At 37.4% G+C, this 12364-nt stretch carries 9 protein-coding genes; 4 read left to right on the plus strand and 5 right to left on the minus strand.

The window, feature by feature from the left end; all coding sequences use genetic code 11:
- Positions 1-85: 85 nt before the first annotated feature.
- Both IWC72_RS18315 and IWC72_RS18320 read right to left on the minus strand, forming a co-directional pair.
- Complete coding sequence (locus IWC72_RS18315) at positions 86-1642, minus strand: RagB/SusD family nutrient uptake outer membrane protein (protein ID WP_194527623.1); 1557 nt, start codon at positions 1640-1642, stop codon at positions 86-88.
- A 17-nt stretch (positions 1643-1659) separates the two neighbouring features.
- Positions 1660-4740, minus strand: coding sequence for a SusC/RagA family TonB-linked outer membrane protein (locus IWC72_RS18320; protein WP_194530794.1), 3081 nt, complete (start codon positions 4738-4740; stop codon positions 1660-1662).
- Between the two features lie 344 nt (positions 4741-5084).
- On the opposite strand from IWC72_RS18320, the gene IWC72_RS18325 reads away from it, so the two are divergent.
- Positions 5085-5891 carry an SDR family oxidoreductase gene (locus IWC72_RS18325; RefSeq protein WP_194530795.1) on the plus strand — a complete coding sequence of 269 codons (807 nt, stop codon included), beginning with the start codon at positions 5085-5087 and terminating at the stop codon, positions 5889-5891.
- Positions 5892-5943: 52 nt separating this feature from the next.
- Entirely contained in the window at positions 5944-7152 is a 1209-nt protein-coding gene (gene uxuA, locus IWC72_RS18330; RefSeq protein ID WP_194530796.1) for a mannonate dehydratase, read from the plus strand.
- Here the strand turns inward: uxuA and IWC72_RS18335 are convergent.
- Positions 7149-7817: a bifunctional 4-hydroxy-2-oxoglutarate aldolase/2-dehydro-3-deoxy-phosphogluconate aldolase gene (locus tag IWC72_RS18335; protein WP_194527627.1), complete on the minus strand. Its 669-nt coding sequence runs from the start codon at positions 7815-7817 to the stop codon at positions 7149-7151. The two genes, uxuA and IWC72_RS18335, sit on opposite strands and share 4 nt — an antisense overlap.
- 299 nt (positions 7818-8116) lie before the next feature.
- Here IWC72_RS18335 and IWC72_RS18340 point away from each other — a divergent pair, with 299 nt between their 5' ends.
- Together IWC72_RS18340 and IWC72_RS18345 are read left to right on the plus strand one after the other, a co-directional pair.
- Positions 8117-8824, plus strand: coding sequence for a Bax inhibitor-1/YccA family protein (locus tag IWC72_RS18340; protein ID WP_194530797.1), 708 nt, complete (start codon positions 8117-8119; stop codon positions 8822-8824).
- 88 nt (positions 8825-8912) lie between these two features.
- Positions 8913-9341, plus strand: a complete 429-nt coding sequence (locus tag IWC72_RS18345) for a YybH family protein (protein ID WP_194530798.1) — start codon at positions 8913-8915, stop codon at positions 9339-9341.
- A 33-nt stretch (positions 9342-9374) separates the two neighbouring features.
- Here IWC72_RS18345 and IWC72_RS18350 read toward each other — a convergent pair whose 3' ends face one another.
- Together IWC72_RS18350 and dnaK are read right to left on the minus strand one after the other, a co-directional pair.
- Positions 9375-10310: a hypothetical protein gene (locus IWC72_RS18350; protein WP_194530799.1), complete on the minus strand. Its 936-nt coding sequence runs from the start codon at positions 10308-10310 to the stop codon at positions 9375-9377.
- 128 nt (positions 10311-10438) lie between these two features.
- Positions 10439-12346: a molecular chaperone DnaK gene (gene dnaK, locus IWC72_RS18355; RefSeq protein ID WP_194530800.1), complete on the minus strand. Its 1908-nt coding sequence runs from the start codon at positions 12344-12346 to the stop codon at positions 10439-10441.
- Positions 12347-12364 lie beyond the last annotated feature (18 nt).

Here is a 12364-nt window from a genome sequence, read left to right on the forward strand (position 1 = left end):
TTCAATCTATATAGTTTCTAGAATTCAATTTAAACAAAAAGGAACCATCTTACAATGGTTCCTTTCAAAAATAAAATAAGTTATTTTAATACCCCGGATTTTGTTTAAATACCGGATTAGCATCAATTTCATTTTGAGGAATTGCAATATACTCCCTACCCGGCCTATACGAACTTGTACCCGCACTCTCTGATTTCAACTCAGGTTTGTTTACAATGTACTCTTCTACTTTACCCCATCTAAGAATATCAAAATATCTTGTACGTTCCAAAGAAAGTTCTTTTACCCTTTCATCTTCAATGTCTTGCATAGTAATACTAGTTAAAGCAGGCATATCTACTCTTGCTCTAACTTCATTTATAGCATCTAACGCCGTTGCAGTAGAGCCATTAAGCATAAACTCTGCCTCTGCGAACATTAGTAGTACATCTGCATAGCGAAGTAATCGTAAGTTATTACCAGATTGATGCCATCCATTATCTTGCGACCCCGTTTTGTCATCAAAAGTTATATCTAACCACTTATTACCCCATACTAAATCTTGACCTTCAAAAACTTCTTGGTAGCTCTTATCCCCATAAGTTCTGGATGCTAAAGTCTCTCCTTGATACGTAGTAGTCTCGTCCGAATTAAAGAATAAAGTAGTGTAGGTTCTTGGATCAATTTCGTCATTAATCGTTCTCTCATCCAAAAATAAATCAAGTACCCAGTTATTGATACGCATTCCATCCTGACCTGTAAAACCTCTTGGAGCTATATCCGGGTGAAAAGCTGCGCCTTTTCCTTTTCCTGGATCATCTCCACCCCAACCGGTATTACCATCATTAACCAATTGAACCTCAAACAATGACTCTTTATTATTCTCTGAAGCTTCTGTGAAATTGTCTGCATAATTCTCCATCAACTCATACCTTCCATCCATTACCTTAGCAAATTCTGCTTTTGCTTCTGCATATTTTTTCTGGTACAAATATACCTTCCCTAATAAACCAGTGGCCGTTCCAGAAGTAATTCTTCCTTCCATTGCTGCTGGCCAAGATTCAGGAGCTAATTTTTGTGCTTCAATTAAATCTTTTTCTATTTGAGCCCAAACGTCAGCTGGATCCGCTTGCGGAACAGACTTAGGGTCTTCCAAATCTGAAATCGGTTCCGTAATAAGCGGCACATTTAACCAACCGTTTACAAGGTTAAAGTAGTTATAAGCACGAATAAAATAGGCTTCGCCCAATATATTTTCTTTGGCCGTAGCATCCATTTCTATATCGGGAACATTGGCCAACACTTCGTTGGCTCGGGTTACTCCTTGATACATAGCACTCCATACCCAAAATGCACCATTACTTTGTGGAATTCCATTAAAAGAGCCGGCAGCAGTACGCTCTGATGTTGCGAATGCATTTACGACATCATCTCTATAATCCGAAAGAAAAACTTCAAAACGGGTATAGTACCAAATATGGGTAAACGGACTGTAAGCTCCAATGATGCCTTTGTTGGCGTCATCCTCTGTTTTCCAAAATGATTGCGGTGTTACCGCGTTTGGATTTTCTTGCTCTAATATGTCTTTTCTACAACTATATGATATCACTAACAGCAATACCAGTGCAGCCAATAGACTTTTTGATATTATTTTATTTTTCATGTCTTTTTTTGTTAGAATTAAAATGAAACCTGTACTCCCAGTTGAATAGTTCTTGCTGTTGGGTAAGCACTTTCATCTACACCCGAGCTAAAAATTCTTCTTGAAGACCTTGTATTTCTACCTACTTCAGGGTAATAGCCTGTATAATCCGTAATTGTGAACAGATTAGTAGCAGAACCATATATCCTTAATTTGGTCATCTTCATTTTTTCAGATATTTCTGATGGAATAGTATACCCTAGTTGCATATTTTTCAGTCTAAAATAAGCTCCATTTTCTAAATAAAAATCTGATGGTCTTCTATTAAAACCAGGATCCGACTGTGTACTTCTAGGAATATTTGTATTCGTATTTGTAGGTGTCCAAGCTCTTAAAGCATCCGTAAGATAAGGTCCTTCTGTATCAAAATACCCTCTATACTTGTTTCCGTTTAATATCTTGTTACCTGAAACTCCGTTAAAGAAAAGACTTAAATCGAAATTTTTATATGATGCAGAAATGTTTAAACCATACTCAAAATTAGGAGCTGGATTACCTAAAAACGTTTGGTCGTTCTCATCTACAATACCATCAGGTCCCGAACCATCAGGGCCGGCAATATCTCTAAACTTCAAATCTCCTGCCTGTGGGTTGTTATTATCATTTGCCGCCAAAGCCTCTGCGTCTGTTTGATAAATACCATCAACTATATATCCGTAAAAAGAAGATACAGGCTGACCAACATCCGTTTTAGTTCCTCTTAGTCCGTTAGATGTAAATTGTCCTTCAATTATTGGCGTGGCGTCACCTAATGCCGTAACCTCATTATTAAGAGTCGTAAAGTTTCCACTAATGCTGAATGAAAAATCCTCACTAAGGCTATCGGAATAATTCGCTAAGAATTCAAAACCTTCATTTTCTATACTGGCCGTATTAAAAGGAACTCTATTTCCAAAACCAGTATATAATGGCAAGCCAAGCTCAACAAGAACATCTTCTGATTTTTTTTGAAAATAATCCATTGTAATGCTCAATTTTTGGTTTAGCGCTCTAAACTCTAAACCTATATCTGTTGTTTTACTGGTTTCCCAAGTTATCTGGTCATTAATACCCTTAGTAATTGAATACCCAGTAGCTCTCTCTTGGCTTTCACCTATTGGATATTCACTATTAAGGTTCAATTCTGGACTTAATGAATAGATTGGAACGTTATCCGACCCAACTTCACCATAACTTGCTCGAATTTTTATATCAGTAATGGCTGTAAAGTTTTCCATAAAACTTTCATTACCTAAATTCCAACCTATAGCAAATGAAGGAAAAGTACCCCATCTAAGATCTTCTTTGAACAATGAAGAACCATCTCTACGTATGGTAGCCGTTAACAAGTACCTGCTATCATAAGCATAACTCAACCTACCAAAGTAACTCTGAATAGTCTTAGTTAAATCTTGCGATGGGAAATTAACTTTATCTTCAGCAGCAGAAGCTACACGCACATCGTTAGAAGGAAATTTTCTGGCCAAAGCACCAAGAGACCTTGTATTTGAAACTTGATCCGTATAACCAGCTACAAAATTTATATTATGTTTATTGAACTCCTTACTGTACGTTAAAGTATGTTCAATTAAGGTTGAAAGAAAGTTTGTATTCGTTTCGGCTAATTCAGCAAATTGGTTGTTACCAAACGTTGCTGTATTAAAAACATAAGTTGGTGTAAACCTATAATTGTTATCTGCATAGTAATCCAAACCTAAATTCAATTTATAGGTAAGGCCATCTATAATTTCAAACGACCCAGCTATATTACCTAGTATACTATTTCTAGTAACTGTTCTATCTTCAACAGTTGCCAAACCTAAAGAATTACCTACATTTCCAACACCATAAAAAGCACCGACTGCAACATCTGCAGGCTGATCAGTAGCACTAAAGTTACCTTCAGAATCATATATGGAAATCGTAGGAACCAAATCTCTCTCCTTGTTAAAGTAAGGATTAGGATTATCTACGGAACGTGTTAAACCTACCGTGTTTTCCAATTTAAATCTTCCTTTAGTCAAGGTAGCGTTGATTCTCGCAGTCGTTCTTTTATAGTCAGACTGCTTTACAATACCTTCTTGATCGTAATGGTTCATAGAAAGGCTATAGGTACTATTTTCAGTACCACCATAAATTCTTGCATTGGCATTCATTACGCCAGCAGTACGTAGTGATTCCTTTTGAATATCACTGTCAACATTTGGATTGAACTGAGTATCATTAGCGGGAAACCTTGCATTCCCATCGTTATCTCTAGCAGCGTTAACAATAGTTGCATAGTCTCTTGCATTTGCCCAGTCAATATTTTTTACTGAAGACTGAAGACCATAACTATAATCTAAATCTACTTTTATACCCCCTTGGGTACCTTTCTTTGTTGTAACAATGATTACACCATTAGCTGCCCTAGAACCGTAAATAGCACTGGCAGAAGCATCCTTTAATACGGAAATACTTTCTATGTCACCTGGGTTCAACGACGTCATGTCTCCAGTAAGCATACCATCAATTACATATAATGGACCTGCATCTGACAAGGTACTGGAGCCACGGATGGTGACCAGGGCATTTGCACCGGGAGAACCTCCATTAGCCTCTACTCTCACACCCGCTGTACGACCTTGAATAGCCTGAGCAGCATCATTATAAGTAAATTTATTTATTTCCTCGCTGTCTACAGTACTTACCGCCCCAGTCAAATCTGACTTTTTCTGAGAACCATAACCAATTACAACAACCTCTTCTAATTGACTGGCATCTTCCGCTAAAGTAGCATTAACCGTTGTTTGTCCATCAACCGCTACTTCTTGCTTAGTAAATCCTATATAACTAAATACCAATGTAGCATTACCCTCTGCGGAAATAGTATAATTCCCATCAAAATCTGTTTGCGTACCACTCGTAGTTCCTTTGACAAGAACATTAGCCCCTGCCAGCGGTATACCCGAATCATCCGATACCGTACCGCTTACAGATATCTCTTGAGCATGTCCAAAAGCAATGGCTAAAAGCCAAAGCAAACCCGACAGATACCTGTGGGTTTGCCTGTTCTTAATTTTAATTTTAGTTCCATTCATAAGTTTGTGAGTTTAATTGAGCTGTTAACATTTATTTAAGTTTCTCAAAAATCATGTTTATTTAACAATTCCTTAAGAACAAATGGTCAGATCAACGCAACAAATGGTCACACCTTCATAAATAAGTGTACTTATTACACAATAATGGGTCTGTAAACTGATATGGTGTCAGAAAATCCCTATTCTTATTGCTTTTTGAAAAAAATTGTAATAAAGCCTTTAACTTTCAGATTAACCATTTGTCTGCCCAGCCAACCCTCCCCACAATAATATTTAAGACAAGCCTATATTATAGGTAATCGGTTAGATTGTTTTATCTTGTGCTTTTAATTTAAACTGAAACAATGTTCAACATAGAAAATAAAATTGCAGTCATTACTGGAGCAAGTGGAGCTTTAGCGGGAAGTGTTGCCAAAAGTCTAGCTAAGTCTGGAGCTAAATTGGCTTTATTGACTCGTAAGCGGACTTCTGTACAATCGCTTTTAGATGAAATTAAAACCGTGGGCGGACACGCTAAAGCATATGAAGCCGATATATTGAGTGAGAACTCTTTAGAAAATGCTAAAAACGAAATTTTGTTAGATTTTGGCAGAATAGATATTCTTCTAAATATTGCAGGCGGCAACTTACCTGGTGCAACAGTTGCTCCCGGACAGACCATTTTTGATATCAAGATTGACGACTTTAATAAGGTTACCGAACTTAATCTTAACGGTACCCTTATTCCTTCCTTAATTTTTGGTAAAGTTATGTCCGAACAGAAAGAGGGCGTTATCATTAATTATTCTTCTATGGCGGCAGATCGTGTTATTACAAGAGTTGCGGGATACTCTGCTTCTAAAGCTGCTATGGAAAACTTCACCAGATGGATGTCTGTTGAAATGGCTACCAAGTTTGGTAGCGGCATACGTGTTAACGCTATTGCTCCTGGGTTCTTTATCGGAAAACAGAACAAAGCGCTGCTTACCAATGAAGATGGTTCTTTTACTGAACGTGGGGAGACCATTATAAAAAATACGCCCATGGGTCGTTTTGGCGAAGTTAGCGAACTTAATGGTTCTATTCAATTTTTATGTAGTGATGCCTCTAAGTTTATTACAGGAATTGTCCTTCCTGTGGATGGTGGATTCAGTGCATTTAGCGGTGTCTAAGATCCCAGAGTTTTAAACCAAAAAATAATTAACTAATTAAGAAGAACCTAATATGGAACAAACATGGAGATGGTATGGGCCCAATGACCCTGTTAGCCTACAAGATATTAAACAGGCTGGAGCCACGGGTGTTGTAACCGCGTTGCACCACATACCCAATGGTGAAATTTGGTCAATATCAGAAATACAAGAGCGCAAAAATCTTTTAGAAAAAAATGGTTTGGTTTGGTCCGTTGTTGAGTCCCTTCCTATTCATGAAAGTATCAAGACTCAGCAGGCAGGTTTTGAAAAACTTATTGAAAATTACAAGATTAGTCTAAAAAATCTGGCTCAGTGCGGTGTAAACGTTGTATGCTATAACTTCATGCCTGTCCTTGATTGGACACGCACAAGCTTGGACTACGAAGTGGCCGATGGTTCCAAAGCCCTACTCTTTGATGCCACCGCGCTTGCTGCTTTTGACCTTTTTATTTTAAAAAGACCGAACGCAGAAAAAAGTTTTACGGAAGCTCAAATTGAAGCCGCAAAAACCTATTATACGGCTATGACCGATGATGACATCTATAAACTGGTAAAAACCATTATAGCCGGTTTACCAGGGTCATCTGAAACTTATAATATACCTAAGACCGGTTTTGACCTGAGTCCGTTTCAGGCTACCCTAGATACTTATCAGGGTATGAACGAGGATAATATGCGCAACAATCTCGTTCACTTCTTAAATGCTGTTATGCCTACTGCGGATGAAAATGGAATGTTAATGTGTATTCACCCAGATGACCCTCCATTTTCTATTTTAGGATTACCTAGAATAATGAGGAATGAAGCGGATTACGCTTATATATTTGACCAAGTAAAGTCCACAAATAATGGAATCACTTTTTGCACAGGTTCTTTAGGAGCTAGAGCAGATAATGACTTACCTAAAATGTTTGAGCGATTTGCAGATCGTGTACACTTTATTCATTTGCGAAGTACCAAACGTGATGAAAATGGAAATTTCTATGAAGCCAACCACTTAGAAGGTGATGTACCTATGTACAATTTGGTTAAATTGATTCTATCCGAAGAAAAAAGAAGAAAAACAGAGGGTCGAAAGGATGCCATAATACCAATGCGGCCTGATCATGGTCACCAAATGTTGGATGACCTCCATAAAAAAACCAATCCCGGTTACTCAGCTATTGGTCGCTTACGCGGATTAGCAGAATTACGGGGATTGGAATTAGGAATTCGAAAAGCGTTTTTCGAATACTATTAAGCTCTTAACGTTTTAATCAACGCCAGGGTTTCTCTCACACGATTTTCTAGGCCAGCATAATCTTTGTTGGCCAGAATATCTTTGCTAATGAGCTGAGAGCCCATACCTACACAGGTTACACCAGCATCAAACCAACCTTTTAAGTTAGCCTCATCTGTGCTAACCCCTCCTGTTGGCATAACACTCGTCCATGGTTGTGGACCTTTTATAGCCTTTACATAACCTGGTCCGTAAGTTGATCCTGGAAAAAGTTTAATGATTTCACAACCCATTTCTTCCGCACGGTTAATTTCCGCCAAAGAACCACAACCTGGCGACCAAAGTACTTTTCTTCGGTTACAAGCTATAGCAATATCTTCACGAAGTGATGGAGTAACAATAAAGTTCGCACCCATTTGCATAAATAAACTTGCAGCAGCTGCATCGGTGATAGAACCTACACCCATAACCATTCCCGGAAGTTCTTTTATCGCATATTTATTCAATTCTAAAAACACTTCATAAGCGAAATCGCCACGAGCAGTGAACTCCATTAAACGCGAGCCACCATCATAACATGCTTTTAATACTTTTTTTCCCAATTCTATATCTGGGTGATAAAATAACGGCACCATACCGTTTTCTTTCATAACGGATGCAACCTCTATTCTTGAATACTGAGCCATACTTATAGTTTATAGTTAATTATTTTTCTTGTATCATTTGTTCGCAAAAATAGGCGATATTTTTTTCGACAGACAAAACTAAGGTTTCCTTGAAATTAATCAGTCATAATTAGCTATCAATTAGTGGGTATAGAATGTGTTTAACAATATGTGTTGCTTTTGAGATATAACAAATCCCACGACTATCAACATAATTGTTAAACCTTATTCAAAAAATCGAATAATATGACCATTGAACCAAAATTAAGAGTCAAACACTAAAATTTACTTTCTTTTGTTGGTATCAAAAAACCAATAAAATGGAAAACCACCAAACCACCAATACCCAAATGGTAAGTATGCTTACCGATGTTGAACGCGCATCTTTTTACAGAAAAATCTATACGCACTTAGCGGGTGCAGTTTTACTTTTTATTCTTGTAGAAACTTTATTTTTTCAAATACCAGCTGTATTGAATCTCGCGCTTTCCCTTACTGGCGGTTATAGCTGGCTAATAATGTTGGGTGGATTTATGCTAATCACGAATTATGCGGAACGTCTTGCCCTTAAGAGCGAGAATACGAACCTGCATTATGTGGGTCTCATACTTTATGTAATTGCAGAAGCATTCATATTCATTCCGTTAATATTTATAGCCATTATGGCTACGAAAGAAGGATCTATGAGTATTCTTAATCAAGCTGCAATCATGACTTTATCATTGTTTACAGGACTCTCTGCAATAGTATTTCTGACAAGAAAAGATTTTTCTTTTCTTAAATCGATTTTAGCTGTTGGATTTGCCATTGCACTCGGTTTAATCGTGGCGGGTGTCCTATTTGGTTTCAACCTGGGTCTTTGGTTTAGTGCTGCCATGGTAGTATTGGCATCTGGTTCTATCTTGTACCAAACTTCAAACCTTGTTCATAAGTATAATTCAAATCAGCATGTAGCTGCATCACTTGGCCTTTTTTCAAGCCTGATGCTTTTATTTTGGTATATCTTAAGTATTCTTTCTAGAGATTAAAAGTTAGTGTTTATTTTTAAGTGAAAAGTCTCTGTAGTTTTAAGAGGCTTTTTTTTATCTTCCCATTTCACCTAATTCCTGTTATCCTATGAAAAGTGGAAAGACACTCTTACTAATTTTTTTATTCGCATTTAGCTCTATAACCGCACAAGATAGCGACATTGAAAGCATTCAAAATATACTGGACGATCAAGCAACAGCATGGTCTAACCATAATTTAGAAAAGTTCATGCAAGGCTATTGGAAATCTGATGAATTGACGTATTACAGTAGAGGAAAAATTACCAAGGGTTGGCAAACCACCTTAGACAACTATAAAAAAGGGTACCCTACCAAGGCTCATACCGGGAAGCTTAATTTTAAAGTAGACCAGATTACCAAAATCACAGAGGACTCATATTACGTAATGGGACAGTACTTTTTGACCCGAGAAGCAGGGGATGCTAATGGTACTTTTATGATTATTTTTAAGAAGATAGATGGCGAATGGAAAATTATTGCAGATTCCTCTTGTTAATACCTCTCTCTTGAAAATCCAGAATTTAAATTTCTAGTTTTTCTCTTCTTCTATAACTTCAACAGTGGCAGTAGTAGAATAATACTTTATGCGCCGTGTAGTGTAGGTATTATTAGGTGTGATAATTTCTTTTACCCAATTATTCGCAGGAGTACCATCAAACTGATAAATATATTCTTGAGTTAAAACGCCAAATCGTTTTTGTGTTTTGACCGTAGATAAGAAGCCATTCTCATCATATTGATACTGTTCTTCATTCTGCGGAATCCATTTTTCGGTAGAGCTATCATACATCGATTCCTTGTGCATGGTCAATTCACTTTTCTCATTAAAAACCTCAACAGTTTTTGAAGTGAGGTTACCCTCCATATAGTTTTCTGAAACTACTTTTTTGAACTCCTTTCCGTTCTCACTTAAAGGAGTGGTAGTGATTAATTTAAAAATAACACCGTTCACTTGTTGTTCAACCGTACTTAAACTGTCCGTATTTTTATACTCAAAGTTGTTCTCGTCTATACCACTGGTGTTAGTACGAACAAGCTTTATTAGCTTTTCTTCATCATCATACGAATAGACATTTTTTTCTATGAGCTCCTTTTCGTAGGAAACTATATTTTCGGTTACCTTTTTACTTCCTACCGTATCAACTTCATAAAAACTGGCGATAGAAGTGGCGTAATCAAAAGCACCATCTGAGTAATTCTCTACTCTTCGTTCTTTTAGAAATCCATTCTCATATTTATAATAGGTGGTTTCGTGGTCCGTATCATTATACCTTGTAACGGACTTTGATAAAAACCCATCCAAATTAAAATAATATTCCTCTTTACCGTAATCAGTAATCACGAAACACGATTTCACATTTCCCTTCAGATTAAAATCGGATACTTTAAAAATCTCGATGTCTTGAGAAAATACCATCGAAGACATTCCCCATACCACACATACAAACAAGAATTTTTTTATCATACTGCAAAACTACTTGATATTCTGGCAACTGAAAACAAAAGCCGTACCAAATCGATAAAACGAAAAAAACCCGCCCAATTATAGAAATTGAGCGGGTCTTAATTATTTATAGCGCTAAGCGCCTATGTTTACTTAACTTCTTCGAAGTCTACATCTTCAACGTTATCACCTTCTGTTGGCTCTTCTGCAGAAGCAGTATCACCTTCAGGAGCCGCACCATTTTGTTGCGCTTCAGCTTGTGCTTTGTACATTTCTTCAGATGCAACCTTCCAAGCTTCATTGATTTTATCTAAAGCTGGAGATATAACCGCTAGGTCTTTAGACTCGTATGCCGCTTTCAATTCGGTTAACGCTTCTTCAACTGGCTTTTTCTTATCTTCAGATAATTTATCGCCAAACTCTTTCAATTGCTTTTCCGTTTGAAAGATCATTCCGTCAGCTTCATTCAACTTATCAGCAGTCTCTTTCGCTTTCTTATCAGATTCAGCATTAGCTTCTGCTTCTGCTTTCATTTTTTGAATTTCTTCTTCTGTTAAACCTGAAGAAGCTTCAATTCTTATGTCTTGCGTTTTATTCGTTGCTTTATCTGTTGCAGAAACTTTAATGATACCATTCGCATCAATATCAAAGGTTACTTCAATTTGAGGAGTACCTCTTTGTGCTGGTGGAATACCATCTAAGTGGAAACGACCGATTGTCTTATTATCAGTTGCCATTGGGCGCTCACCTTGTAATACGTGAATCTCAACTGATGGCTGATTATCTGCTGCTGTAGAGAATACTTGTGATTTCTTGGTAGGAATCGTAGTATTCGCTTCAATCAACTTTGTCATTACACTACCCATAGTTTCAATACCTAGAGATAAAGGCGTAACGTCTAATAACAATACGTCTTTTACATCACCTGTAAGAACACCACCTTGAATACCTGCTCCAATGGCTACAACCTCATCTGGGTTAACCCCTTTAGAAGGTTTTTTACCAAAGAATTTCTCAACAGCTTCAACAACAGCTGGTATTCTTGTTGAACCACCTACTAAGATAATTTCATCAATATCACTCTTAGAAAGTCCAGCCGCTTTAAGAGCAGTCTGGCAAGGCTCAATAGTACGTTTTACTAAATCTTCAATCAATTGCTCAAACTTGGCTCTAGTAAGTGTACGAACCAAATGCTTAGGTCCTGAAGCGGTAGCCGTTACATACGGTAAGTTAATTTCCGTTTGTGCTGAAGAAGACAATTCAATTTTTGCTTTCTCAGCAGCCTCACGCAAACGTTGCAATGCCATAGCATCTTTACGTAAGTCGATGCTTTCATCGTTATTGAACTCATCTGCCAACCAATCAATGATTTTCTGGTCAACGTCATCACCACCTAAGTGTGTATCACCATCTGTTGATAATACTTCAAAAACACCGTCACCCAACTCTAAGATAGACACATCATGTGTACCACCACCAAAGTCAAAAACAACTATTTTCTGATCTGTATCTTTCTTGTCCATACCGTAAGCTAAAGAAGCAGCGGTAGGCTCATTTATAATTCTTTCTACAGTAAGACCTGCTATCTCACCTGCTTCTTTGGTTGCTTGACGCTGTGCATCGTTAAAGTAAGCTGGTACAGTAATTACTGCACGGCTAACATCTTGTCCTAAATAATCTTCTGCAGTTTTCTTCATTTTTTGAAGAATCATTGCAGAAAGCTCTTGTGGTGAATACAAACGACCGTCAATATCTACACGTGGCGTGTCATTATCACCTTTTACTACTTTATAAGGTACTCTTTCAGCTTCTTTACTAGACTCTGAAAATTTGTTTCCCATAAAACGCTTAATAGAATATATAGTGTTATTAGGGTTAGTTACCGCCTGTCTCTTTGCCGGATCACCAACTTTAATCTCACCACCTTCTACAAATGCAATTACAGAGGGTGTTGTTCTTTTTCCTTCTGCATTAGGGATCACTACCGGTTCGTTACCTTCCATAACGGAAACACAGGAGTTGGTAGTACCCAAGTCAATACCTATAATTTTACTCATGTTATATGTTTTAATTAT

Source organism: Zobellia roscoffensis (genome assembly GCF_015330165.1).
Lineage (GTDB): Bacteria > Bacteroidota > Bacteroidia > Flavobacteriales > Flavobacteriaceae > Zobellia > Zobellia roscoffensis.

Coding starts and splice junctions, on each gene's coding strand:
- uxuA (WP_194530796.1), top strand. CDS start 5,944: ATGGAACAAACATGGAGATGGTATGGGCCCAATGACCCTGTTAGCCTA.
- IWC72_RS18340 (WP_194530797.1), top strand. CDS start 8,117: ATGGAAAACCACCAAACCACCAATACCCAAATGGTAAGTATGCTTACC.
- dnaK (WP_194530800.1), bottom strand. CDS start 12,346: ATGAGTAAAATTATAGGTATTGACTTGGGTACTACCAACTCCTGTGTT.
- IWC72_RS18315 (WP_194527623.1), bottom strand. CDS start 1,642: ATGAAAAATAAAATAATATCAAAAAGTCTATTGGCTGCACTGGTATTG.
- IWC72_RS18320 (WP_194530794.1), bottom strand. CDS start 4,740: ATGAATGGAACTAAAATTAAAATTAAGAACAGGCAAACCCACAGGTAT.
- IWC72_RS18350 (WP_194530799.1), bottom strand. CDS start 10,310: ATGATAAAAAAATTCTTGTTTGTATGTGTGGTATGGGGAATGTCTTCG.
- IWC72_RS18325 (WP_194530795.1), top strand. CDS start 5,085: ATGTTCAACATAGAAAATAAAATTGCAGTCATTACTGGAGCAAGTGGA.
- IWC72_RS18335 (WP_194527627.1), bottom strand. CDS start 7,817: ATGGCTCAGTATTCAAGAATAGAGGTTGCATCCGTTATGAAAGAAAAC.
- IWC72_RS18345 (WP_194530798.1), top strand. CDS start 8,913: ATGAAAAGTGGAAAGACACTCTTACTAATTTTTTTATTCGCATTTAGC.